Source organism: Streptomyces pinistramenti, assembly GCF_020564935.1.
GTDB lineage: Bacteria > Actinomycetota > Actinomycetes > Streptomycetales > Streptomycetaceae > Streptomyces > Streptomyces pinistramenti.
Genome location: NZ_JAJCXB010000021.1, coordinates 60,522 through 83,654, shown reverse-complemented (window position 1 = coordinate 83,654; position 23,133 = coordinate 60,522). Strand labels below are relative to the sequence as shown.

At 72.3% G+C, this 23,133-nt stretch carries 21 protein-coding genes and 1 pseudogene; 11 read left to right on the top strand and 11 right to left on the bottom strand.

Features of this window, described 5'->3' with window-relative positions; all coding sequences use genetic code 11:
- The first annotated feature begins 39 nt into the window (after window positions 1-39).
- The 8 genes and pseudogenes from LIU39_RS17040 (at window position 40) to pssA (ending at window position 8,787) form a co-directional block, all read left to right on the top strand.
- A complete protein-coding gene (locus LIU39_RS17040) occupies window positions 40-840 on the top strand; it encodes a TetR family transcriptional regulator (protein ID WP_227047575.1) in 801 nt (266 codons plus the stop codon).
- 471 nt (window positions 841-1,311) lie between these two features.
- Window positions 1,312-2,649 (top strand): crotonyl-CoA carboxylase/reductase, encoded by a 1,338-nt coding sequence (gene ccrA, locus LIU39_RS17035; RefSeq protein ID WP_227047574.1) that lies wholly within the window; start codon window positions 1,312-1,314, stop codon window positions 2,647-2,649.
- A 10-nt stretch (window positions 2,650-2,659) separates the two neighbouring features.
- Window positions 2,660-4,705, top strand: a pseudogene (locus LIU39_RS17030) (ethylmalonyl-CoA mutase); the annotation flags it as partial.
- On the top strand, window positions 4,702-5,394 hold the full coding sequence (locus tag LIU39_RS17025; RefSeq protein WP_227047572.1) for an HpcH/HpaI aldolase/citrate lyase family protein: 693 nt from the start codon (window positions 4,702-4,704) through the stop codon (window positions 5,392-5,394). The pseudogene LIU39_RS17030 and the gene LIU39_RS17025, both read left to right, overlap by 4 nt.
- Before the next feature lie 5 nt (window positions 5,395-5,399).
- Window positions 5,400-5,924 (top strand): MaoC family dehydratase, encoded by a 525-nt coding sequence (locus tag LIU39_RS17020; protein ID WP_227047597.1) that lies wholly within the window; start codon window positions 5,400-5,402, stop codon window positions 5,922-5,924.
- Window positions 5,925-5,928: 4 nt separating this feature from the next.
- Window positions 5,929-7,134 carry an acyl-CoA dehydrogenase family protein gene (locus tag LIU39_RS17015; RefSeq protein ID WP_227047571.1) on the top strand — a complete coding sequence of 402 codons (1,206 nt, stop codon included), beginning with the start codon at window positions 5,929-5,931 and terminating at the stop codon, window positions 7,132-7,134.
- Between the two features lie 170 nt (window positions 7,135-7,304).
- The gene (locus LIU39_RS17010) at window positions 7,305-7,952 is read left to right on the top strand and encodes a phosphatidylserine decarboxylase (RefSeq protein ID WP_227047570.1); all 648 of its coding nucleotides are present in this window, start codon (window positions 7,305-7,307) and stop codon (window positions 7,950-7,952) included.
- Window positions 7,939-8,787, top strand: coding sequence for a CDP-diacylglycerol--serine O-phosphatidyltransferase (gene pssA / locus LIU39_RS17005; RefSeq protein ID WP_227047569.1), 849 nt, complete (start codon window positions 7,939-7,941; stop codon window positions 8,785-8,787). Before LIU39_RS17010 ends, pssA begins: the two co-directional genes overlap by 14 nt.
- 100 nt (window positions 8,788-8,887) lie before the next feature.
- On the opposite strand, the gene LIU39_RS17000 is transcribed toward pssA, so the two are convergent.
- Window positions 8,888-10,012 carry a glycerate kinase gene (locus LIU39_RS17000; RefSeq protein ID WP_227047596.1) on the bottom strand — a complete coding sequence of 375 codons (1,125 nt, stop codon included), beginning with the start codon at window positions 10,010-10,012 and terminating at the stop codon, window positions 8,888-8,890.
- A 316-nt stretch (window positions 10,013-10,328) separates the two neighbouring features.
- Between LIU39_RS17000 and LIU39_RS16995 the strand changes: the two genes are divergently transcribed.
- The 3 genes from LIU39_RS16995 to LIU39_RS16985 all read left to right on the top strand — a co-directional run bounded on the left by LIU39_RS16995 (window position 10,329) and on the right by LIU39_RS16985 (window position 12,267).
- Entirely contained in the window at window positions 10,329-10,841 is a 513-nt protein-coding gene (locus LIU39_RS16995) for an NUDIX domain-containing protein (protein WP_227047568.1), read from the top strand.
- Window positions 10,842-10,925: 84 nt separating this feature from the next.
- Window positions 10,926-11,408 carry a GNAT family N-acetyltransferase gene (locus LIU39_RS16990; RefSeq protein WP_227047567.1) on the top strand — a complete coding sequence of 161 codons (483 nt, stop codon included), beginning with the start codon at window positions 10,926-10,928 and terminating at the stop codon, window positions 11,406-11,408.
- A 49-nt stretch (window positions 11,409-11,457) separates the two neighbouring features.
- Window positions 11,458-12,267 carry a nucleotidyltransferase domain-containing protein gene (locus LIU39_RS16985; protein WP_227047566.1) on the top strand — a complete coding sequence of 270 codons (810 nt, stop codon included), beginning with the start codon at window positions 11,458-11,460 and terminating at the stop codon, window positions 12,265-12,267.
- A gap of 66 nt (window positions 12,268-12,333) precedes the next feature.
- On the opposite strand, the gene LIU39_RS16980 is transcribed toward LIU39_RS16985, so the two are convergent.
- The 10 genes from LIU39_RS16980 to LIU39_RS16935 all read right to left on the bottom strand — a co-directional run bounded on the left by LIU39_RS16980 (window position 12,334) and on the right by LIU39_RS16935 (window position 22,970).
- Complete coding sequence (locus LIU39_RS16980) at window positions 12,334-12,795, bottom strand: NAD(P)H-binding protein (RefSeq protein WP_227047565.1); 462 nt, start codon at window positions 12,793-12,795, stop codon at window positions 12,334-12,336.
- 132 nt (window positions 12,796-12,927) lie between these two features.
- The gene (locus LIU39_RS16975; protein ID WP_227047564.1) at window positions 12,928-13,470 is read right to left on the bottom strand and encodes a methylated-DNA--[protein]-cysteine S-methyltransferase; all 543 of its coding nucleotides are present in this window, start codon (window positions 13,468-13,470) and stop codon (window positions 12,928-12,930) included.
- Between the two features lie 10 nt (window positions 13,471-13,480).
- Window positions 13,481-14,953 carry a DNA-3-methyladenine glycosylase 2 gene (locus LIU39_RS16970; protein WP_227047563.1) on the bottom strand — a complete coding sequence of 491 codons (1,473 nt, stop codon included), beginning with the start codon at window positions 14,951-14,953 and terminating at the stop codon, window positions 13,481-13,483.
- Window positions 14,954-15,087: 134 nt separating this feature from the next.
- On the bottom strand, window positions 15,088-16,059 hold the full coding sequence (gene pip / locus LIU39_RS16965; protein WP_227047562.1) for a prolyl aminopeptidase: 972 nt from the start codon (window positions 16,057-16,059) through the stop codon (window positions 15,088-15,090).
- 181 nt (window positions 16,060-16,240) lie between these two features.
- Window positions 16,241-16,621, bottom strand: a complete 381-nt coding sequence (locus LIU39_RS16960) for a 5-carboxymethyl-2-hydroxymuconate Delta-isomerase (protein ID WP_227047561.1) — start codon at window positions 16,619-16,621, stop codon at window positions 16,241-16,243.
- A 91-nt stretch (window positions 16,622-16,712) separates the two neighbouring features.
- The gene (locus LIU39_RS16955; protein ID WP_227047560.1) at window positions 16,713-17,777 is read right to left on the bottom strand and encodes a molecular chaperone DnaJ; all 1,065 of its coding nucleotides are present in this window, start codon (window positions 17,775-17,777) and stop codon (window positions 16,713-16,715) included.
- Between the two features lie 241 nt (window positions 17,778-18,018).
- A complete protein-coding gene (locus LIU39_RS16950) occupies window positions 18,019-18,555 on the bottom strand; it encodes an O-acetyl-ADP-ribose deacetylase (RefSeq protein ID WP_227047559.1) in 537 nt (178 codons plus the stop codon).
- Window positions 18,556-18,598: 43 nt separating this feature from the next.
- Entirely contained in the window at window positions 18,599-20,020 is a 1,422-nt protein-coding gene (locus tag LIU39_RS16945; protein ID WP_227047558.1) for a phytoene desaturase family protein, read from the bottom strand.
- A 40-nt stretch (window positions 20,021-20,060) separates the two neighbouring features.
- Window positions 20,061-20,987, bottom strand: coding sequence for an inositol monophosphatase family protein (locus tag LIU39_RS16940; RefSeq protein WP_227047557.1), 927 nt, complete (start codon window positions 20,985-20,987; stop codon window positions 20,061-20,063).
- 126 nt (window positions 20,988-21,113) lie between these two features.
- Window positions 21,114-22,970, bottom strand: coding sequence for a gamma-glutamyltransferase family protein (locus LIU39_RS16935; RefSeq protein WP_227047556.1), 1,857 nt, complete (start codon window positions 22,968-22,970; stop codon window positions 21,114-21,116).
- Between the last annotated feature and the right edge of the window lie 163 nt (window positions 22,971-23,133).

Here is a 23,133-nt window from a genome sequence, read left to right as displayed (position 1 = left end):
AATGCCGCAGGCCGGATGAATATGCAGTACCGTCCCCACATGTCCCAGCCCGCTCGCCCGCAGTCATCCGACGCACCGGAAACCACCACTCCCGGTACCCGCCGCGCAGCCGCCCAGCGGCTCAAAATGCGCCGCGAACTCTCGGCTGCGGCTATGGAGTTGTTCGCCACCAAGGGCTACGAAGCGACCACGGTCGACGAGATCGCGGCCACCGCCGGCGTCGCCCGGCGCACGTTCTTCCGCCACTTCCGCTCCAAGGAAGAGGCGATCTTCCCCGACCACGACGACACCCTCGTCCGCGCCGAGGCCGTCCTGGACGCCGCCCCGCCGCACGAGAACCCGCTCGACACGGTCTGCCGCGGCATCAAGGAAGTCATGCGGATGTACGCGGCGTCACCCGCCGTGTCCGTGGCCCGGTACCACCTCACCCGCGAGGTGCCCACGCTCCGGGAGGCCGAGATCGCCTCGGTGGCCCGATACGAGCGGCTGTTCACCCGCTATCTCCTGGGCCACTTCGACGAGGGCGCGCACCGCGAGGGCGACGACGATCCGCTGCTCGCCGAGGTCGCCGCGTCGGCGGTGGTCACCGCGCACAACCACGTGCTGCGACGCTGGCTGCGGGCCGGCGCCCAGGGCGACGTCGAGACCCAGCTCGACCACGCCTTCGAGATCGTCCGGGAGACCTTCGGCACCGGTATCGGCGCGGGCCGGGCGGCATCCGGGGAGCCGGCGCCCGCGACCGTGTCGCGCGAGGGCGAGGTCCTGGTGGCGGTGGCCCGCACGGACGCCCCGCTGGACGAGATCATGCGCACCATCGAGCAGGCGCTGAAGAAGCGCTGAACCGACGGGTGCCCGGCCACCCGTGACGACCTGCGCCCCCCTCGCCGGCGGCCCCATCTCCCGCCCCCGCAGGGCCATTTGACCGATCATCCCGCACGCCCCGGACCCCTTTGAACGATCATCGCTCAGATGTGACGACTTTCTTTCACTTGAGAGAAAGTCATGGCACTCAGTGTCTTGTCGCCTGGCACGCGGTGTCATAACGTGAAGTCGTCCGGGCGGCCGGCGCGCGGCACCACTCGCGGGCCGGCTGTCCCAACAGCCCTTTTACGGCTGTCCCGCCCGGACGCCTGCGTCACAGGCACCTCCCGCGCCACCCGCGCTGCCAGGCCCCGCGCCCTGCGCCGCCGCGACCACCGCAGCGGCACCGGAAACGGAGCCACCCCGGCCGAACCGACGGCACCCGACCCGCACCACCCCCGACGTTCCCTCAAGCCGTTCCCCGAAGACGAGCTTCGCCGGAGGCACACCATGAACGAAATCCTGGACGCGATCCTCGCGCCCGACAGCACCAGCGCTGACTTCGCCGGCCTGCCCCTCCCCGAGTCCTACCGCGCGGTCACCGTGCACAAGGACGAGGCCGAGATGTTCGCGGGGCTCGCCACCAAGGACAAGGACCCCCGCAAGTCCCTGCACGTCGACGACGTGGCGGTGCCCGAACTGGGGCCCGGCGAGGCGCTGGTCGCCGTCATGGCCTCCTCGGTCAACTACAACTCCGTGTGGACGTCGATCTTCGAGCCGATGCCGACCTTCGGCTTCCTGGAGCGCTACGGCAAGCTCTCCCCGCTCGCCAAGCGGCACGACCTGCCGTACCACGTCATCGGCTCCGACCTCTCCGGCGTCGTGCTGCGCACCGGCCCCGGCGTCAACGCCTGGGGCCCGGGCGACGAGGTCGTCGCGCACTGCCTCTCCGTCGAGCTGGAGTCGTCCGACGGACACAACGACACGATGCTCGACCCCGAGCAGCGGATCTGGGGCTTCGAGACCAACTTCGGCGGCCTCGCCGAGATCGCCCTGGTCAAGTCCAACCAGCTGATGCCCAAGCCGCAGCATCTGAGCTGGGAGGAGGCGGCAGCGCCAGGACTGGTCAACTCGACCGCGTACCGCCAGCTCGTCTCCCGTAACGGCGCCGGGATGAAGCAGGGCGACAACGTCCTGATCTGGGGCGCGAGCGGCGGACTCGGCAGCTACGCCACCCAGTTCGCGCTGGCCGGCGGCGCCAACCCGATCTGCGTGGTCTCCAGCGACCAGAAGGCGGAGATCTGCCGCAGGATGGGCGCCGAGGCGATCATCGACCGCAACGCCGAGGGCTACAGGTTCTGGAAGGACGAGCACCACCAGGACCCGCGCGAGTGGAAGCGCTTCGGCAAGCGGATCCGCGAACTGACCGGCGGCGAGGACGTGGACATCGTCTTCGAGCACCCGGGCCGCGAGACCTTCGGCGCGTCCGTGTACGTCACGCGCAAGGGCGGCACCATCGTCACCTGCGCCTCGACCTCGGGCTACACGCACGAGTACGACAACCGCTACCTGTGGATGTCGCTGAAGCGGATCGTCGGCTCGCACTTCGCCAACTACCGCGAGGCGTGGGAGGCCAACCGCCTGGTCGCCAAGGGCAGGATCCACCCGACCCTGTCGAAGACCTACACCCTCGACGAGACCGGCCAGGCGGCGTACGACGTGCACCGCAACCTCCACCAGGGCAAGGTCGGCGTGCTGGCGCTGGCGCCCGAGGAGGGGATGGGGGTGCGCGACGAGGAGATGCGCGCGCGGCACCTCGACGCCATCAACCGGTTCAGGGACATCTGAGCAGCCCCGTCGGACACCTGAATCACGAGGATACGGGTCATACATGACTGAGCGTCAGAAGGATCGTCCGTGGCTGATGCGGACGTACGCCGGGCACTCCACGGCCGAGGCGTCCAACGAGCTGTACCGGCGCAACCTCGCCAAGGGCCAGACCGGCCTGTCGGTCGCGTTCGACCTGCCGACGCAGACCGGTTACGACCCCGACCACATCCTCGCCCGCGGCGAGGTCGGCCGGGTCGGGGTGCCGGTCTCCCACCTCGGTGACATGCGGCGGCTGTTCCAGGACATCCCGCTGGACCGGATGAACACCTCGATGACCATCAACGCGACGGCCATGTGGCTGCTGGCGATGTACCAGGTGGTGGCCGAGGAACAGGGCGCCGACATCACCGAGTTGTCGGGGACGACGCAGAACGACATCGTCAAGGAGTACCTCTCGCGCGGGACGCACGTCTTCCCGCCCGGCCCTTCCCTGCGCCTGACCACCGACATGATCACGTACACGGTCAACCGCATCCCGAAGTGGAACCCGATCAACATCTGCAGCTACCACCTCCAGGAGGCGGGGGCCACTCCGGTCCAGGAGATCTCGTACGCGATGTCCACCGCGATTGCCGTGCTCGACGCGGTGTTCGCGTCCGGCCAGGTGCCCGACGACCGCAAGGGCGAGGTGGTCGCCCGCATCTCGTTCTTCGTGAACGCCGGTGTCCGGTTCGTCGAGGAGATGTGCAAGATGCGGGCGTTCTCCCGCATCTGGGACCGGATCACCCGCGAGCGCTACGGCATCGAGAACGCCAAGCAGCGCCGCTTCCGCTACGGCGTCCAGGTCAACTCGCTCGGGCTGACCGAGGCGCAGCCGGAGAACAACGTCCAGCGCATCGTGCTGGAGATGCTGGCCGTGACGCTCTCCAAGGACGCCCGCGCGCGGGCCGTGCAGCTGCCCGCCTGGAACGAGGCGCTGGGCCTGCCCAGGCCCTGGGACCAGCAGTGGTCGCTGCGCATCCAGCAGGTGCTGGCCCACGAGTCGGACCTGCTGGAGTACGAGGACATCTTCGCCGGCTCGCACGTCATCGAGGCCAAGGTGGACGCGCTGGTCACGGAGTGCCTGGCCGAGATCGACCGCATCCAGGAGATGGGCGGCGCGATGGCGGCCGTCGAGTCCGGCTACCTCAAGTCACAGCTGGTGTCCTCGCACGCCGAGCGGCGGGCCAGGATCGAGGCGGGCGAGGAGAAGATCGTCGGCGTCAACTGCTTCGAGGGCACCGAGCCGAACCCGCTGACCGCCGATCTCGACACCGCGATCATGACGGTCGACCCGGCCAACGAGGCGCGCGTGGTACGGGCGTTGCACGAGTGGCGCGACAACCGCGACGAGACCCGCGCCCAGGAAGCCCTGTCCGTCCTGAAGAAGACCGCGGCAGGGGACGGCAACCTCTTCGCCGCCACCCTGGAGTGCGCCCGCGCCGGCGTGACGACCGGCGAGTGGGCCTGGGCGCTGCGCGACGTCTTCGGCGAGTTCCGGGCGCCCACGGGCGTTTCCGGCGCGCCGCTGGCCGTCACCGCCGAGGCCGGCACCCCGCTCGCCCGGGTCCGCGACAAGGTCGCCAAGACCGCGGCCGACCTCGGCAGCGGCAAACTGCGGCTGCTGGTCGGCAAGCCCGGCCTCGACGGCCACAGCAACGGTGCCGAGCAGATCGCCGTACGGGCCAGGGACGCCGGGTTCGAGGTGGTCTACCAGGGCATCCGGCTCACCCCCGAGCAGATCGTCTCGGCCGCCGTCGCCGAGGACGTGCACTGCGTGGGCCTGTCGATCCTGTCCGGTTCGCACGCCGAACTCGTCCCTGACGTGCTGGACCGGCTGCGCCGCACCGGCGTCGACGACCTGCCCGTCATCGTCGGCGGCATCATCCCCTCCGCCGACGCGGCCGCGCTCCGGGAAGCCGGGGTCGCCGCCGTGTTCACCCCGAAGGACTTCGGCATCACGGAAATCATCGGCCGGATCGTCGACGAGATCCGCAAGGCGAACAAGCTCGGCCCTCTGGAGGTCACCGCATGACCGCCCGCCGGTCTCCCGCCACCGCCCCCGGTGGAAGTCGCTGCGCTCCTGAAGCTACGCGCCGACTGCGGCCGCGCCACTCCCGTCCCGCGGTCCCCGGCAGCAACCCGCGCTTCCTGGAGAAGGCCCAGGGCCTGCCGGCGGACCAGGTCTTCCTCGACCTGGAGGGCGCCTGCGCGCCGCTCGCCGAGGAGGGCGCACGGCGCACCGTCGTGGACGCGCTCAACAAGGGCGACCGGACAGGCAGGACCCGCGTCGTCCGGGTCAACGACTGGACCACGCAGTGGACTTACCGGGGCGTCAGCACGGTCGTCGAGGGCGCGGGCCACCGCCTCGACCGCCTCATGCTGCCGAAGGTCCAGGATGCCCAGCAGGTCGTCGCGCCGGACCTGCCGCTGACGCAGATCGAGAAGACCTTGGGCTTCGACGGCAAGTGGGGGCTGCACCCCGGCCGGGTGGCGGCCGCCAACGAGGTCTTCTCGCCCTCACAGGACGACTACGACCACGCCGAGCTGATCCTCGACGCCTACGAGTGGTGCACGTCGGAAGCCGGCGGCACAAAGGGCTCGGCGATGCTCGGCGAGGAGATGATCGACGCGGCCGGCCGCAAGATGGCGCTGGTCATCGCAGGAAAAGGCCGGGCGGCCGGCCTGACCCGTACGTCCACGTTCGAAGCCCCGGAGGCGTGAGCACCATGCAGTTCGGCCGTACCTACGAACAATTCACCGTCGGCGACGTCTACAAGCACTGGCCCGGAAAAACCGTCACCGAATACGACGACCACCTCTTCTGCCTGCTCACGATGAATCACCACCCGCTGCACATGGACAGCAACTACGCGGAGCGGACCACCGACTTCGGAAAGAACGTCGTCGTCGGAAATTACATCTACTCGCTGCTGCTGGGCATGTCGGTACCGGACGTCTCCGGAAAGGCCATCGCCAATCTGGAGGTGGAATCCCTCAAACACGTGGCGCCGACCTTCCACGGCGACACGCTCTACGGCGAGACGACGGTGCTCGACAAGACGCCGTCCCGTTCCAAGACGGACCGCGGCATCGTCCACGTCGAGACCAAGGGCTACAAGCAGGACGGCACCCTCGTCTGCGTCTTCCGGCGCAAGGTCATGGTGCCCACCGCGACGTACATCGAGGAACGCGGCGGCGAACAGCCGGGCCGCCCGGAGCCGAAGGCCCCCGCGGCCAAGAAGGAGAAGTAGTCCCATGACCCGTCTTGCGCAGACCGAGGGCCTGACCGACATCCAGCGGGAAATCCTCTCCACCGTCCGCGGATTCGTGGACAAGGAAATCCTCCCGGTCGCCACCGAGCTGGAACACAAGGACGAATACCCCACGCAGATCGTCGAGGGCCTGAAGGAACTCGGCGTCTTCGGACTGATGATTCCCGAGGAGTACGGCGGCCTCGGCGAATCCCTTCTCACCTACGCGCTGACCGTCGAGGAGATCGCCCGCGGCTGGATGAGCGTGTCGGGCATCATCAACACCCACTTCATCGTGGCGTACATGCTCAAACAACACGGCACCCAGGAACAGAAGGACTACTTCCTGCCGAAGATGGCGGCCGGTGAGATCCGCGGCGCCTTCTCGATGTCGGAGCCCGCGCTGGGCTCGGACGTGTCGGCCATCTCCTCCAAGGGCGTGCGGGACGGCGAGGCGTACGTCCTCAACGGCCAGAAGATGTGGCTGACCAACGGCGGTTCGTCGACGCTGGTCGCGGTGTTGTGCCGGACCGACGAGGGCCACCCCGAGGGCACCGCGCCGCACAAGTCGATGACGACCTTCCTGGTGGAGAAGGAGACCGGCTTCGGCGAGGTCCGGCCCGGACTCACCATCCCCGGCAAGATCGACAAGATGGGCTACAAGGGGGTGGACACCACCGAGCTGATCATGGACGGCCTGCGGATCCCGGCCGACCGGGTGCTCGGCGGCGAGACCGGACGTGGCTTCTATCACATGATGGACGGCGTCGAGGTGGGCCGCGTCAACGTCGCCGCACGCGGCTGCGGCGTCGCCCAGCGCGCGTTCGAACTGGGGGTGGACTACGCGCAGCAGCGCCACACCTTCGGGAAGCCCATCGCCCAGCACCAGGCCATCCAGTTCAAATTGGCCGAAATGGCTACAAAGGTCGAAGCAGCCCATGCAATGATGGTGAACGCCGCTCGCAAAAAGGATTCGGGTCAGCGAAACGACCTGGAGGCGGGCATGGCGAAGTACCTGGCCTCCGAATACTGCAAGGAGGTGGTCGAGGACGCGTTCCGCATCCACGGCGGCTACGGCTTCTCCAAGGAGTACGAGATCGAGCGCCTCTACCGTGAGGCCCCGATGCTGCTGATCGGTGAAGGTACCGCCGAGATCCAGAAAATGATCATCGGCCGGCGGCTACTTGAGGAGTACCGAATCCAGGGGTGAAAATCCCCTTTAGGCCGATTTCACCTAGACGAAGATCACACCGCGTCATCGTTCTTCGGCCATGGATTGGCGCTGGCTCTTGGCCAGTTGCCGCTCGCAACCGATAGCATCCCCGGAAAGCCGCCGTCCCCCGTATCCCTACGCGGCATCCTCCGCTACGAAGGTCATCCATGCCCCACAGCCAATCCTCTGCACCACGCGGTCGCGTCCGCCTCGCGCGCGGAGCGTCGCCGTGGCTCCTCCCGACCGTGGCAACGGCAGCGGTCAGCCTGGCCCGTTCCCGTCGCTCGGGACGCTGGGCTGCCGTCGCCGTGCCCACCACCGCACTCGCGGCGGGCATGCTGTGGTTTTTCCGCGACCCCGAGCGCGACATCACCCAGGGCCGCGTCATCTCTCCGGCCGACGGTGTGGTGCAGAGCATCATGCCGTGGAAGGACGGGCGCACCCGCGTCGCGATCTTCATGAGCCCGTTGAACGTCCACGTCAACCGCGCGCCGCTGGCCGGCACGGTGACGTCCGTGGAGCACATCCCCGGCGGATTCGTCCCGGCGTTCAACAAGGAGAGCGAGAACAACGAGCGGGTCGTCTGGCATTTCGACACCGAGATCGGTGACGTCGAGATGATCCAGATCGCCGGTGCGGTGGCCCGCCGCATCGTTCCCTACGTGCCCGAGGGCACCAAGGTCGAGCAGGGCGAACGCATCGGTCTGATCCGCTTCGGCTCGCGCGTCGACGTCTACCTTCCGGAGGGCGTCGAGGCAGCGGTCGAGGTCGGCCAGGCCACCACCGCGGGGGTGACTCGTCTTGACCGTGATTGATCCCGAGACCCAGGCGAGCTGGGCGCCCGAGACCGACGAGGACGTCGACGACATGCCGCTGTCCACGCGGCTGTCGATAGCGGACACCCTCACGCTCGGTAACGCGATCTGCGGCTTCATGGCCGTGTACTTCACCACCACCGGCGTCCTCATCCCGCACCTGACGGGCATGGACGACGGCGGGATGGCCCGGCACAGCGCGGCGATGGCCGTGATCCTGATGCTGCTCGCCTCGGTCTTCGACCTCTTCGACGGCCTGGTGGCCCGCAAGCTGCGGGCCTCGGCGATGGGCGCCGAGCTGGACAACCTCTCGGACCTGATCAGCTTCGGCCTGGCCCCCGCCTACTTCGTCGTGACCTGGGGCATGGTCGCCCAGGACGCGAACCAGCGGGTGTCGGTGGTGGCCGCGGTCGTGGTGCTGCTGGCCGTGGTGCTGCGGCTCGCGCGGTTCTCGTGCGTGCCGATGCGCGACGGCATGTTCCAGGGCATGCCGGGCCCCTTCGGTGCGCTGACCGTCGTCGCCATCGTGCTGCTGGAGCTGCCGTTCCTGCCGACGCTGCTGGCGATCATCGGCGTCGCCTGGCTGATGGTGAGCCGGGTCGAGTACCCGAAGCCGCGCGGCCGGCTGGCCGTGGCGATGCTCAGCTGGATCGTGCTCAGCATGGGCATGCTCGCCGCCTGGGCGCTGGACGCCCCCGGAGGCCAGCGGCTGCTGCAGACCGGCTGCGCGCTCCAGGTGGTGCTCGGCGCGATGATCCCGCTGTTCGCGACGGCCCGGAGGGTCAACACCTTCCGAGACAACCGCCGCGAGGCCCGCGCCGCCCAGCTTCCGTAACGCCCGTACGATCCGCCGAGAGCCCCTGGTGCACGATGCGCCCGGGGCTCTCGGCATTCCGCTGCCGGGCGGCCCGGCGTGCGGGCCGCCCGGATCCGGCTCAGGCCAGGAAGTCGCGGGCCAGCTGCTCGGCCGCCCGTTCCAGCAGCGGACCCGCCAGGGTCATGCAGCGCGCCGGGTCGCTCTCCAGGTCCGTCAGCGCGTACGCCCGCCGGATGCCGGCCGCGCCCAGCGCCTCCGGGGTGAGCTGGAGCCGCCCGCAGACCGCGACCACGTCGATGCCCGCCGCGCGGGCGGCGGCCGCGACACCTGCGGGCGCCTTGCCGTGCAGCGTCTGCCGGTCGAGCGAGCCCTCGCCGGTGATGACGAAGGTGGCCCTGGCCAGCGCGGGCGCGAAGCCCAGCACGTCCAGCATCACGTCGATGCCGGGCCGGAAGGCGGCGTCCAGGCCGACCAGCGCGCCGTAGCCGATCCCGCCCGCCGCACCCGCGCCGGGCGCCGACGCGTGCGCGGCGGCCCGTGTGCCGACGGCCCGCTCCAGCACCTCGGCGTAGTGCGCGAGCGCCGCGTCCAGGGCGGCCACGTCCGTTTCGCTCGCGCCCTTCTGCGGGCCGTAGACGGCCGGGGCGCCCTTGGGGCCCGTCAGCGGATTGTCGACGTCGCTTGCCAGCACGATGCCGGTGCGCGCCAGCCGGGGGTCGAGGCCCGACAGGTCGGCGGTGGCGAGGGCGCGCAGCGGTCCGCCGCCCGGCGCCACCGGCACGCCGTCCGCGTCGAGGAAGCGGGCGCCGAGCGCCGCGAGCATCCCGGCGCCGCCGTCGGTCGTGGCGCTGCCGCCGACGCCGAAGACGATCGAGGTCGCCCCCGCGTCCAGTGCGGCCAGCAGCAGCTCGCCGGTGCCGTACGTACTGGCCGTCAGCGGTGCGAAAACGCCGTCCGGGAGGTGCTGGAGTCCCGATGCCTCCGCCATCTCGACCACTGCCGTGCCGTCACCGCGCAGGGCGAAGGTGGCGGTCACGGGCGTGCCGGTGGGTCCGCTGACGCGGGCCTCGTGGCGGGTGAATCCGGCCGCCAACGCCGCGGCGACCGTGCCGTCGCCGCCGTCCGCGACCGGGAGGGCCGTGACGTCCAGCTCCGGGACGACGCGGTGCAGACCGGCCGTGACGTGCTCGGCGACCTCGACGGCCGTGAGCGAACCCTTGAACTTGTCCGCGGCGATCAGCACCCGTGCCGACTGTGTCCTTGCTGCGTCCGCCACCGTGTTACCCCTTGCTTTCGAACTGGCAGTCGCGCCGCTGTGACCCTATCCGGCGAGGGGCCCGGCGAACAGAGCCCCGAGGAGCGGGCCGTCCGGGGCCGCGACCCCTGGACAGTTCTGACGGATCCCCGTGGAGGAGGGAGCGGCACCTGGTGCGTGCGATCACCAGGCGCCGGGACGTCTTCATAGCGGAGCTATGGGGACATTTCGGCAACGCCGCGAGCGTGCGTGCCAGGCGCCGCGACGCCGCGGAGATCCGTCAGAACCGCCCTAGACTTCCGCAATGACGACCATGGACTACGCCGCATACATCGCGAGCCTGCCCCGCGTGCTCGCCGGGGCCGGCACCGTCTTCCGTGCCACGGACGGACGGATCCTGCTCGTGGAGCCCAACTACCGCGACACCTGGCTCCTCCCGGGCGGCACCGTCGAGTCGGACCGCGGCGAGTCGCCCCGGCAGGCCGCCCGCCGCGAGACCGCGGAGGAGATCGGCCTGAACCTCGCGCCGGGCGCGCTGCTCGCCGTCGACTGGGTGCGCAGCGAGCAGCGGCCGCCGCTGGTCTCGTACCTCTTCGACGGCGGGGTGCTGGACGCGGCGCAGCTCGGCGCGGTCCGGTTGCAGGAGGAAGAGCTGCTGTCCTGGCGGCTGGTGACGTGGGACGAGGCCGAGCGCCTTGTCGACCGCCGGTTGGCGCTGCGGCTGCGGGCCGCGCTGGATGCCCTGGCGCGGGGCACGGGCCCGGCCGAGCTGGAGGACGGGCTGCCGCCGAACAGCCGTGGCGGCACGCCTGCTTGAGACTGCCGCGGCCGGCCGGCGTGCGGTGCCGGGCCGCCGTTTTATTCCGTCGAGTTCGCCGGGATCCGCCGGTAGGGTGCCGCCATGCCGCCGTCACTCCGCCTCGAAGAGATCACGCCGGACACCGTGGAGGCCGCGTGCCGGCTGACGGTCAGGCCCGAGCAGCAGGAGTTCGTCGAGCCGGTCGCCCGGTCGCTGGCCGAGGCATACGTGCACCCCACGACCGCCTGGCCGCGGCTGATCTTCGACGGTACGCAGCTCGTGGGCTTCGTGATGGCCTTCTTCGACGTGTGCTTCGACCCCGCCGATCCTGACGACCGGCTGCGCAGCGGCCTGTGGCGGCTGAACATCGCCGTCGGCCGGCAGGGCCTGGGCTACGGCCGGTTCGCCGTGGAGTCCGTGTGCGCGGAGATCCGGCGGCGCGGCGGAACGCGCGCCACGGTGACCTGGGGCGTGGGGGAGCACGGCCCCGAGCAGTTCTATCTGCGGCTCGGCTTCCGGCCCACCGGCGAGCTGAGCGGCGATCAGACCGTCGGCGAGCGGGAGTTGGCGCCCGCCGGATCCTGACCGACCGCCCCGCCAGCGCCCCCGCAGCTACGTCCACGGAGTACAGAACATGGAAGAGATCGCCGCACGGATCGCACGGGTAACCGGTGTGACCGGAGTGATGCTCGGCGGGAGCCGGGCGCGTGGCACGCACCGGCCGGACTCGGACTGGGATCTGGGGGTGTACTACCGCGGCACACCGGGGCTGCGCGAGCTGGAGCGGCTGGCGGCCGAGGTCACCGGCGGTCCGGTCGAGGTGTGTGTGCCGGGTGCCTGGGGCGAGTGGGTCAACGGCGGTGCCTGGCTGGTGATGCCGGACGGCAGCCGTGTGGACTGGATCCTGCGGGACGTCGACCGGGTGCGGCGGGTGTGGGAGGAGTGCCGGGAGGGGCGTTTCGAGATCGGCGCCCAGGCCGGCCATCCGCTCGGCTTCTGGTCCCCCGCCTACCCGGGCGAGGTGGCGCTGGGGCGGGTGATGGCCGACCCGGGCGGGGAGTTGGGCCGCCTCAAGGACGAGACCCGGCACTATCCGGAGGCGCTGCGGACCGCGCTGACCGGCCGGGCGGTCTGGGACGCGGAGTTCTCGGCGGCGATGGCGGGCGCGTCGCGGACCACCGGCGACGTGCTGCACGCGGCCCTGTGCCTGTCCCGGTCCGTCGGGGATCTCGTGCAGGCGCTGCACGCACATCACCGTGTCTGGTGCCTCAACGAGAAGGGTGCGCTCGCGGCGGCCGCCGCCCTGCCGGACACCCCACCGGGTTTCGGCGCGGACGCCACCGCCCTGCTGGGTGAACTCGGCCGCACGGGTGCGGAGTTGGGGCACGCCCTGAAGCTGGCGGGGCGGCTCGTGGCGGACGTGCGCGCCGTGGTGGGCGGGTAGGACGCCGCGCCCGCCCACCGGTTCGCGGGCGTACGGCGCGTCACCGCTTCACGGACGCAGGCCGCGTCACCGGCTCGTCCCCACCGCATGGCCGTAGGTCGCGCCGTCCGTGACGAAATCCAGCATCGCGCGGGCGACGTCCGCGCGGGCGATCGTGCTGCCTGCCGGGTCGCCCTCGATGGCGTGCCGGTAGCGGCCCTCCCCCGGCTTGTCGCGAAGCCGCGGCGGGCGGGCGGCCGTCCGGTCCAGGCCGCTTTCGCGCAGCGCCGCCTCCATCCGCTCCAGGTCTGCCGGACGTCTCGAAGAGGTGGCGCTCACCGCCGTCCGCTTCCACCGCCGGGCGTTCCCGATGGCCGCGTCGCTGTTCGCCGGCCCCGAGCCGCTGGCGACGCACCGGCGCACGCTTCGCGAACCGGGCACGGACGGGCCGCAGAACGCGACACGGCGGCTGTCCGCGTACCTGGCCGAGCAGCGGCGCGGCCGGATCACGCCCGGCATCGACCCGGACACGGCCGCCACGCTGCTCATCGGCGCCTGCTTCCACCGGGCGTTCCTCGGCCTCTTCTTCGGCGACGAGACCCCCGACGGCGGCCTGCCGGACGGCGACGAGGAGTTCGCCGCCCGTACCCGTCCAGGCACTGCTGGACTCCCCCGCCGCGGTCAGCCGGCTTCGGACGCCGGGAAGAGGGCCGCGTCGACGCTCTCGAAGGCGAGCAGCCGGCGCTTGCGGTCGAGGCCGCCGCCGTACCCCGTCAGGCTGCCGTCGGCACCGACGACGCGGTGGCACGGCACGATGATGCTGACCGGGTTGCGTCCGTTGGCGAGGCCGACGGCGCGGGCCGCCGACGGCGCACCCAGCTGCGCGGCGAGCTGTCCGTAGCTCAGGGTCTGCCCGTACGGGATGGTGCGCAGGGCCGCCCAGACGCGGCACTGGAAGGGGGTGCCGCGCAGGTCGAGCGGTACGTCGAAGACGGTCAACTCGCCCCGGAAATAGGCGTGCAGCTGCTCGATGGCCGTGGCGAAGGGCGCGGCGTCGGTGCCCACGGGGCGTCCGAAGGTCTCCAGTGGCGGACGGTGGCGGTGGTCGGTCATGTAGAGGCCGGCCAGGGCGCCGTCCGTGGCGACGAAGGTGAGCGGGCCCACCGGGGTGCCGTCGAGGACGGTGTGGGTGCGGCCGGTGGCTGCGGATGCGTGCGGGGTCATGGCTCCGGGCTCAGTTCGTGGGAAGGAGGTTGATGGGGTGGTCGTCGGTCGCCCAGAGGTACTGGACGGCGTAGGCGCGCCAGGGGCGCCAGGCGGTGGAGTGGCGGATGAGGGCGGCCGGGGTGCCGGGCAGGCCGAGCCGGGTGGCGGCGCGGCGCAGGCCGAGGTCGGTGGGGGTGAAGGCGTCGGGGTCGCCGAGTGCCCGCATGGCGATGCATTCGACGGTCCAGGGGCCGATGCCGGGCAGCGCGGCGAGGCGGGCGCGGGCCTCGTCCCGGTCGTCGCCGACCCCCAGCCCAAGCGCGCCGGACGCGAGCGCGGCGATCAGGCCGGTGAGGGTGGCGCGCCGGGTCCTGGGCATCGCCAGCGTCTCGGGGTCGAGGCCGGCCAGGGCCTGCGGGGCCGGGAAGAGATGGGTGAGGCCGCCCTCCGGGTCGTCGACGGGCTCGCCGTGCGCGGTGACGAGACGGCCGGCATGGGTCCTGGCGGCGGCGGTGGAGACCTGCTGGCCGAGTACCGCGCGGACGGCGAACTCGTCGGCGTCGGCGGTGCGCGGGACGCGGCGGCCGGGCGCCTTGTCGACCAGCGGGGCCAGCAGCGGGTCGGTGCGGAGCTGCGCGTCCACCGCCTCCGGGTCGGCATCCAGGTCGAGCATCCGGCGGCACCGTGCGATGGCGCCCGCGAGGTCCCGCAGGTCCGTCAGCGCAAGCCGGCATTCGATGTGCTCGGGGCGGGGTGACAGCGCGACGATGGCGTGCCCGTAGGGGAGGCGCAGGGTGCGGCGGTAGGCGCCGTCGCGCCATTCCTCGACACCGGGGACCGCGGTGGCGGCGAGATGCCCGAAGAGGTTGTCGGGGCACAGCGGGCGGCGGAACGGGAGGCGCAGGGTGAGCGCGCCGGGCAGGGCGGCGCGCGGGCCGGGGCGGGCCCGCTGCCGCAGCTCGCCCGGCGCGAGTGCGAAGACCTCCCGCACCGTTTCGTTGAAGGTGCGGATGCTGGCGAACCCGGCGGCGAAGGCGACTTCGGCCATCGGCAGGGCGGTCGTCTCGATCAAGAGCCGTGCGGTCTGGGCGCGTTGGGCGCGGGCCAGGGCGAGCGGCCCGGCGCCCAGTTCGGCCAGCAGCTGGCGTTCGACCTGCCGGGTGCTGTAGCCGAGCCTTCGGGCGAGTCCGGGGACGCCGTCGCGGTCCACGACGCCGTCGGCGATCAGCCGCATCGCGCGGGCGGTGAGGTCGGCCCGTTCGTCCCACTGCGGTGAGCCGGGGCTGGCGTCGGGCCGGCAGCGTTTGCAGGCGCGGAACCCGGCCTGCTGGGCGGCGGCCGCACTGGGGTAGAACCGCATGTTCTGGGGCTTGGGCGGCACCACGGGGCAGCTGGGACGGCAGTAGATGCGGGTGGTGACGACGGCGGTGTAGAACCAGCCGTCGAAACGGGCATCCTTGGACTGCACGGCCCGCAGGCAACGCTCGGTGTCGGTGTGCATGCCTCCAGGATTCCGCAGCCACCACTCCCCCGCTGGCGGAAATCCGACATCAACGTGCGCCTGCCGGGGCGGGCGCGATTCCCTCCCCGGCACGCCTTCGACGACGGTGACGCCCGTGCGGGAGCGGTACGGGCTCAGGCCCGGCCGTCGGCCGCCGCGAACCGGTCCAGGGCGCCGATCTCCGCCTCCCGCATCGCCTCGCTGCCCTTGTGCCCGGCGTCGTCGATGACGATCAGCCGGGCGTCCGGCCAGGCGCGGGAGAGTTCCCAGGCGGTCTCCAGCGGCGAGCTGAGGTCCATCCTGCCGTGGATGAGGACCCCCGGGATCCCGGCCAGCCGGCCCGCGTCGCGCAGCAGGGCGCCCTCCTCCAGCCAGCCGCCGTGCGCGAAGTAGTGCGCGCAGATGCGGACGAGGGCGAGCCGGGCGGCGGAGGGACGGCCCGCGTACGGATCGGGCGAGCCGTTCGGCTCCATGGACAGCACGGTGTCCTCCCAGGCGCACCAGTCCGCCGTGGCCCGCTCCCGCACCGCCGGATCCGGGTGCCCGGTCAGCTCCGCGTACGCCCCGATGAGGCTGCCGTCCCCTTCGGCCGCGCGGGCACCATCCCGGAAACGTTCCCACTGCTCGGGGAAGAACCTGCCGACGCCGCGGTAGAGCCAGTCGATCTCGCGGCGCCTGGTCGTGGTGACGCTCGGGATGACGATCTCCGAGACCCGCTGCGGATGGCGCTCGGCGTACGCGAGGATCAGCGTCGAGCCCCAGGAACCGCCGAACAGCAGCCAGCGGTCGATGCCCAGGTGTTCCCGCAACTGCTCCATGTCGGCGAGCAGACGGTCGGTGGTGTTGTGCCGCATGTCGGTCGCCGGGTCGCCGGCGTGCGGGGTGCTCCGGCCGCATCCGCGCTGGTCGAACAGGACGACGCGGTAGCGCTCCGGATCGAAGAACCGCCGCCTCCAGGGGCCGCACCCCGACCCCGGGCCGCCGTGCACGACCACCGCGGGCTTGCCGCGCGGATTGCCGCACACCTCCCAGTACACGAGGTTGCCCTCGCCCACGTCCAGCATCCCCTGGTCGTACGGCTCGATGGGCGGGTACAGGCCGGTCATCGTCGGCTCCTCGGGGTCGTGCGGCGGCGGAGCGCGCATTCTCGCACCGGGCCGCGCGCCCCCGCCCGCCCTTTTCGCCCCGGGCCCGGCACGTACCGCGGCACCTTGGCGGTCATGCCGCTGGCGCCGCGTCAACTACCCGGCCGGTCACGGCAGTTGCCGGCCCGCGAGGACCGCTGCATCACGTGCCGATGCCGCCCCGCTCCACGTGCTTGGTGTAGGCCGCGTCGAGGTCGGTCACGTCCACGGACGCGTGCACCACCAGGGTGTCCGGCGCGGCGGCCGTGTGCTGCCGGAGGAGTTCCAGCGTCGCCCGGCTCAGTGCGGTCTTGACCTGCGCCGTGCGGCCCGGGAGGAGCGCGAACTCCAGGTGGATCAGGGCCTGTCCGGGCTCGTCGTCCGCGATGACGGTCTCCTCGACGCGCTGGAAGCGGGTCTTGCAGCTCTCGACGGTGACGCCGTCGACCGTCTGCGCGGCCAGCGCGTGCAGGTCGCGGGCGAAGCGGCGGCGGTCGAGGACGTCGTGCAGGGACGTGTCGTAGGAAACGAGGATATGCGGCATGGCGTACTCCTGATCCGGACGGGCTCCGCCCCACACTCTCGCACCGGATGGCGCGGGCGCAGTGCGCGGGCCCCGGGCCGTCCGGCAGCGCTCAGCCCAGCAGCAGGAAGACCGCCTTGACCGCGGCCGCGAGGCCGACGGCCGCCGCGGCGATCAGCGCGACGCGGCGTGCCGAAGGCAGCACCATGACCTTGGTGCCGGCGGCCTCGGGGAAGGCGTAGAACACCCGCCCCGCTTCTCCGGCGACGACCACGCGCGCTATCGGCAGATAGCGGAGGCCGGCCCGCCTCTTCAGTTCCCCCGACCGCTTGGCGAGCCCCCGTTCGACGGCGTCCCGATGTGCATCGGACAGGTCATCGGGCAGCGGGTCACCGTAGCCGCAGTCCGCGGTGCGCCACTCCCCTGCTCCCTGCGCCATCAGCCGGACGAGGACGGGTGGCGGCTTGGTCGGCATCGGCACCTTGTCCGCCACACTGCGGTGCTTGATGGTGCCCTCGGTCCACGTGGTGGTCCGGCCGGCACCGCCGCACGCCGTGTGGTCGACGCTGCCCTCGCCCCCGCATCCCGGGCAGTCCACCTTCCCGCTCCCCCCGCAGTCGGTGCACCGGACGCGTCCCGCGCCACGGCAGGCGTGACAGGCGGCTTCCTCCGCACCGCACTTGACGCAGGTCTCCCGCTCGCCGTGCGCGGGGGCCGAGGCGCTGCGGTGGCCGCGTTTTCCGGTACCGCCGCACGTGGCGCAGGAGTCGGCGCCGCCGCAGCTCGGGCAGGCCCGCAGCGGCTCGCAGACCAGGTCACCGCGCCCCGTGCACCGGTCGCAGGGCACGCGGCCGTTGCCGCATTCGCAGTGGTGCTCGCGTACCGAGTCCTGCCGCACCAGCGTCCACTCCTGCTGGGCCTTCGCGTCGGACGGTTCGGGAACCGGGTGGGTCCACAGGTCCCGGTACGTGGCGTGCCGGGCCAGGTCGACCTGCCCGTGCTGCCGCCTGTCGTCTTCCCCGCGGGTCTCGATGCACCGGGTGACCTGGCATTCGAGCATGGACCGCCACGTGACCCGGACCGCACCCGGCGCCCGCAGGTCCGTCAGCACCTTGCCCGCGGTCAGCCGGCCGGCCACCGCGTCGAGAAGACTCTCCTGGTCCTGCTGACTTGCCATGCCCGCTCCTTGGCTCCGCCGGCGTTCTCGCACCGCCGCCCCGGCGGCCGAGTATCACACCTCAAATCTGCGCTCTCATAGGCCCGTTGGTGGATAACTCCGACGGCTTCCGGCCATCCGATGGGGAGGCGGAACGGGGCGGACACCGCGGAGGGGGACAAGGACCTTGCGAAAGAGCCGACTTGGCGGGAGGGGCCGAGATCGCCGCGGCGGTGGCGCGTGGGCTGCGGACCGCCGTCCGCTACCGGGCCTGCGCCGCGAAGGCCGCGTACGTGTCTGCGTCGAAGAGGACGAACCGCACCTCTTCGACTGCCGTTTCCGTCTCGCGCACCGTCTCGACGGCGATCCGCGCGGCGTCGTCCACGGGCCAGCCGTAGGCGCCGGTGGAGAGGGCGGGGAAGGCCACCGTCCGCGCCCCGAGTTCGTCGGCGACGCGCAGCGACTCGCGGTAGCAGGAGGCGAGGAGGGCCGCGTCGCCGGAGGCGAAGACCGGGCCGACGGTGTGGATCACCCAGCGGGCCGGCAGGCGGCCCGCCGGGGTCGCGACGGCCTTGCCGGTGGGCAGGCCACGGCCGTAGTGCGAGGCGCGCAGCTCGCGGCAGGCGGCCAGGATCTCCGGGCCGCCGCGGCGGTGGATGGCGCCGTCCACGCCCCCGCCGCCGAGCAGCGAGGAGTTGGCGGCGTTGACGACGGCGTCCACGGCCTGCTCGGTGATGTCGCCGCGGACGAACGTCAGGGCCGGGCCGGGCGGGGAGGGTGTGGGGCGTGTGGGGCTCATGGGCCGGAGCCTAGAGGAGCGCGCCGGGTGCGTCGGGGTGCCGTCAGCGTGCGCCGGCGCGCAGCCTGCGCCATACGTGCTTCGCGGCGTAGTGGCCCGACATGCCGTGCACCCCGGGGCCCGGCGGGGTGGCCTGGGAGCAGAGGAAGACGGCGGGGTGGGCGGTGGTGTAGGGGACGCGGGCGAGCTTGGGGCGGATGAGCAGGCGCAGGCCGGCCACGGAGCCGGTGGCGGTGTCGCCGCCGACGTAGTTGGCGTTACGGGCAGCGATTTCGGGCGGGCCTGCGACCGCGCGAGCCAGGACGAGGTCGCGGAAGCCGGGGGCGAAGCGCTCGATCTGCCGCTCGACGACGTCCGTCGCGTCGCCCTCCCAGCCGTTGGGGACGTGGCCGTACGCCCAGAACGTGTGCCGGCCTTCGGGGGCGCGGGTGGGGTCGATCAGACTGGGCTGGGAGGTGATCAGGAACGGTACGGACGGGTCCTGGCCGTGCACGGCGGCGTCCAGCGCGGCGCCGATCTCGCCGCTGGTGGGGCCGATGTGGACGGTGCCGGCCTGCCGGGCCTCCGGGGCGGTCCACGGCACCGGGGCCGACATCGCGTAGTCGATCTTGAAGACGCTGGGGCCGTACGTGACGTTGCGGTAGGCGTTGCCCAGGCCCGCGATCCGGGCGAGCGCGGTCGGCGAGGTGTCGAAGACGTAGGCGCGGGCGGGCGGCAGGTCGTCGAGCCGCTTGACCTCGAAGTCGGTGTGCAGCGCGCCGCCGTGGGCACGCAGCAGGCCCGCCAGCGCGTCGCTGATGGACTGCGAGCCACCGCGGGGCACCGGCCAGCCGACCTCGTGCGCGGCCAGCGCGAACATCAGGGCAAGCCCGGTGGTGCCGAAGCCGCCGAGCGGGGCGATGGCGTGCGCCGCGAGCCCGGCCAGCAGCCCGCGGGCCTTCTCGCCGTGGAAGCGGCGGTTGACGAAGGTGACCGGCTGCATCGCGGAGAGCCCGAAGCGCGCGTACGTCACCGGATCCTGCGGCAGGCCGAGCCACTGGGTACGCAGGAAGTCGTGGGCCATGCTGTCCCACTTGCCGAGGAACGGCGCGACGAGCCTGCGGTACGTCCCCGCGTCACGCGGGCCGAAGGACATCGCGGTCTCGCCGACGCATCGGGAGAGGACGGCGGCGGTGCCGTCGGGGAAGGGGTGCGCCATCGGGATCTCGGGGTGCAGCCACTCCAGGCCGTGCCGGGCGAGCGGCATCGTGGCGAAGGCGGGTGAGCCGATGCCGAAGGGGTGCACGGCCGAACAGGGGTCGTGCCGGAAGCCGGGGAGGGTCAGCTCTTCGGTGCGGGCACCGCCGCCGATGGTGCCGCGGGCCTCGAAGACCTCCACGGACATTCCGCGGCGGGCCAGTTCGACGGCGGCCGTCAGGCCGTTGGGCCCCGCCCCGATCACCACGGCATCGAGCATCCTCGGCACCTGCGCCACTCCCCTCGTGTCCGGTCCTCGTCGCTGAGGATCAGTTGGCGGCTGCCAGCAGTCCGAGGATACGCCGCGCGGTGTCGGCGTCCCGCGCCGCGGTGAAGGGCAGTGCATTGCCACCCGCTATGCGGAACGGCTCGCCCGCGACCGTGCCGCTCGCGCCGCCGGTCTCCTGCACCAGCAGCAGCCCGGCCGCGTGGTCCCAGGCGTTCTCCCAGCTGAAGGCGACGGCGTCGATCTCGCCCCGGGCGATGTACAGGTACTCAAGGCCCGCCGAGCCGCAGGGGCGCGGGGCGATGCCGTCGGTGTCCAGGGCGCCGAGCACCCGCTTCTGCTCGTCGGTGGTGAAGTCGAAGTGCGAGATGGCGACGTCGATGCCCGTGGTGGACGCGGCGGGGCCCGGCGCCAGCGGTTCGCCGTTCAGTGTGGCACCGGCGCCGCGGCGGGCGACGGCCATCAGGCCGAGCGCGGGCGCGTACGTCCAGGAGGCCAGCAGGTCGCCGCGGTGGGCGAGGGTGACCAGGGTCGCGAAGCCGGGGTCGCCGTGGACGAACTGACGGGTGCCGTCGACCGGGTCGACTATCCAGACCGGGGCGTCGCCGCGCAGCGCGTCGAGGATCGCGGGGTCGGCGTGCACGGCTTCCTCGCCGACCACCACGGAGCCGGGCAGCAGGGCGGTGAGCGCGGCGGTGAGGTGTTCCTCGGCGCGCCGGTCGGCGACCGTGACGAGGTCGTGCGGGCCGTTCTTCTCGACGATGTCCTCCGCCGCGAGCTGCCGGAACCGCGGCAGGATCTCCTCGGCGGCCGCCCGGCGGACGGCCTCCTCCACGGCGGCGAGGTCCAGCGCGGACAGGTCGGGCGCGGGGATGGCAGGGGCGGCGGCGCTCGCCGCGCGCGGGGTGCCCGGCGCGGCTTCGGTGCTGTTCGCGAGGTCTCCCTGATGAGTGCTGAGTGCTTCGATCATGCATCCATCGAACCACGCCCCACTGACACGGCGGCTTGACCAAAGGTGAATTCCGGACGCCCCGGAGGGTAAGCGCGGGTGCCGACCGCCGCCCGACGTCTCCGGCGCGCCCGGCACCGTCGCAGGTCAGCGACCTACCGCGTAGCCCTGCATGCCGCGCGGGTTCGCGGCCGACGAGAGCACTCCGGTCTCCGGGTCGCGGGCCACGGCGCACAGCCGCCCCTCCGACCAGGGCCCGCCGACCGTGACGTGGTGCCCGCGGCGGCGCAGCTCTACGACGGTCCCGGTGCCGATCCGCGATTCGACGGTGACGGCGCCCGGCTGCATCGCGCGGGGGAAGAAGGAGCTGGGGAACGATTCGTTGTGCCAGTTCGGTGCGTCGATCGCGCCCTGGAGGTCGAGGCCGCCGCGGACCTCGGGGCGCAGCGTGACGGCGAGGAAGAAGTGGAGCTGCCACTGGTCCTGCTGGTCGCCGCCCGGTGTGCCGAACGCCATCACCGGGACGCCGTCGCGCAGCGCGAGCGACGGGGTCAGGGTGGTGCGCGGACGGCGGCCGGGGGTCAGCGAGTTGGGCAGCCCCTCCTCCAGCCAGGCCATCTGGAGCCGGCTGCCGAGCGGGAAGCCCAGGCCCGGCACGACGGGGTTGGACTGGAGCCAGCCGCCGGACGGGGTGGCGGAGACGAGGTTGCCCCAGCGGTCCACGATGTCGATGTGGCAGGTGTCGCCTCGGGTGGCGCCGCTGCGGTCGACCTCGGGCGCGACGCTCTGCGCGAGCGCTTCGTCCGCATCGGCAGGGCTGGGCGCGACGGTCGGCTCGCCGATGCCCGCGGCCCGCCCGCCGCCCGCGGCCCCCGCCCGCCCCGCGGCGGCGGCCAGCGCGTGCCGGCTCAGCCGCGGGGTCCGGCCGTCGGGAGTGCCGGGCCGCAGCGCGTATGAAGCGCGCGCGCCGATCAGCTTCCGGCGCTCGGTGTTGTACGCCTCGCCGAGCAGCGTGCCGAGCGGGACCTCGTCCGCGTCGCCGTACCACGCCTCGCGGTCGGCCATCGCGAGTTTGCAGCCCTCGATGAGGGTGTGCACGTATTCCGGACTGCCATAGGCGGGCAACTCCTCGGGAAGCAGGGCGAGTTGCTGGAGAAAGGCCGGGCCCTGGGACCAGCCGCCGGGCTTGGCGACGGTCCAGCCGTTCCAGTCGTACGTGACGGGGGCCTCGTACGACGCCGAGTAGCCCGCGAGGTCGTCGCCTGTGAGGGTGCCGGCGTGCCGCTCGCCCGAGGTGTCCATGGCCGGGCGGGCGGCGGCGTCGGCGAGTGCGGTGCCGATGAAGCCCTCGCGCCAGATCCTGCGGGCCGCGTCGATCTGTCCCTCCCGGGAGGCGGAAGCGGCCTGTGCCTCGGCGGTGAGCCGGCGCCAGGTGGCGGCCAGCGGGCGGTTGCGGAGCAGCCCGCCCGGGGTGACGGACCTGCCGCCCGGCAGGTAGATCTCGGCCGATGAGGTCCATTCCTTCGTGAAGAGTTCCCGGACCGTCTCGATCGTCTCGCCGATCCGCTCGACGGCCGGATGCCCGTGTTCCGCATAGCCGATCGCGTACCGCAGCACCTGGGCCAGAGTCCTGGTGCCGTGGTCGCGCAGCAGCAGCATCCAGGCGTCGAAGGCGCCGGGCACGGCGGCGGCCAGCGGTCCTGTGCCGGGCACCAGGTCGAGGCCGAGCCCGGTGTAGTGCGCCACGCTCGCCCCGGCCGGTGCGGGCCCCTGCCCGCACAGCACCCGTACGGGGCCGCCCGCGGGCGCCAGGATGATCGGGACCTCACCCGCCGGGCCGTTCAGATGCGGCTCGACGACATGCAGCACGAAGCCGGCGGCGACGGCCGCGTCGTAGGCGTTGCCGCCGTCCTCCAGGACCGCCATCGCGGACTGGGACGCCAGCCAGTGCGTGGTGGAGGCCATCCCGAAGGTGCCGTGGAGGGTCGGGCGGGTGGTGAACACGGGCGGGCTCCTTGTGCGGTGCGGACAGGACCGGTCAGAGCCTGTGTCTGAATCACGGCGGGCGCCCGGCCGGGGTTCGGACACAGGCTCTCAAGGCACCCAGCAGACCTCATGGCACACCCGGCGGCAAGGGGCCGTCCGGAACACGGGACGGGCGCGCGGC

Bases quoted from the DNA above. Each gene is read 5' to 3' on its own strand.
- LIU39_RS17040 (WP_227047575.1), top strand. From the start codon at position 40: ATGTCCCAGCCCGCTCGCCCGCAGTCATCCGACGCACCGGAAACCACC.
- ccrA (WP_227047574.1), top strand. From the start codon at position 1,312: ATGAACGAAATCCTGGACGCGATCCTCGCGCCCGACAGCACCAGCGCT.
- LIU39_RS17025 (WP_227047572.1), top strand. From the start codon at position 4,702: ATGACCGCCCGCCGGTCTCCCGCCACCGCCCCCGGTGGAAGTCGCTGC.
- LIU39_RS17020 (WP_227047597.1), top strand. From the start codon at position 5,400: ATGCAGTTCGGCCGTACCTACGAACAATTCACCGTCGGCGACGTCTAC.
- LIU39_RS17015 (WP_227047571.1), top strand. From the start codon at position 5,929: ATGACCCGTCTTGCGCAGACCGAGGGCCTGACCGACATCCAGCGGGAA.
- LIU39_RS17010 (WP_227047570.1), top strand. From the start codon at position 7,305: ATGCCCCACAGCCAATCCTCTGCACCACGCGGTCGCGTCCGCCTCGCG.
- LIU39_RS16995 (WP_227047568.1), top strand. From the start codon at position 10,329: ATGACGACCATGGACTACGCCGCATACATCGCGAGCCTGCCCCGCGTG.
- LIU39_RS16990 (WP_227047567.1), top strand. From the start codon at position 10,926: ATGCCGCCGTCACTCCGCCTCGAAGAGATCACGCCGGACACCGTGGAG.
- LIU39_RS16985 (WP_227047566.1), top strand. From the start codon at position 11,458: ATGGAAGAGATCGCCGCACGGATCGCACGGGTAACCGGTGTGACCGGA.
- LIU39_RS16980 (WP_227047565.1), bottom strand. From the start codon at position 12,795: ATGAGCAGCGTGGCGGCCGTGTCCGGGTCGATGCCGGGCGTGATCCGG.
- LIU39_RS16975 (WP_227047564.1), bottom strand. From the start codon at position 13,470: ATGACCCCGCACGCATCCGCAGCCACCGGCCGCACCCACACCGTCCTC.
- LIU39_RS16970 (WP_227047563.1), bottom strand. From the start codon at position 14,953: ATGCACACCGACACCGAGCGTTGCCTGCGGGCCGTGCAGTCCAAGGAT.
- pip (WP_227047562.1), bottom strand. From the start codon at position 16,059: ATGACCGGCCTGTACCCGCCCATCGAGCCGTACGACCAGGGGATGCTG.
- LIU39_RS16960 (WP_227047561.1), bottom strand. From the start codon at position 16,621: ATGCCGCATATCCTCGTTTCCTACGACACGTCCCTGCACGACGTCCTC.
- LIU39_RS16955 (WP_227047560.1), bottom strand. From the start codon at position 17,777: ATGGCAAGTCAGCAGGACCAGGAGAGTCTTCTCGACGCGGTGGCCGGC.
- LIU39_RS16950 (WP_227047559.1), bottom strand. From the start codon at position 18,555: ATGAGCCCCACACGCCCCACACCCTCCCCGCCCGGCCCGGCCCTGACG.
- LIU39_RS16940 (WP_227047557.1), bottom strand. From the start codon at position 20,987: ATGATCGAAGCACTCAGCACTCATCAGGGAGACCTCGCGAACAGCACC.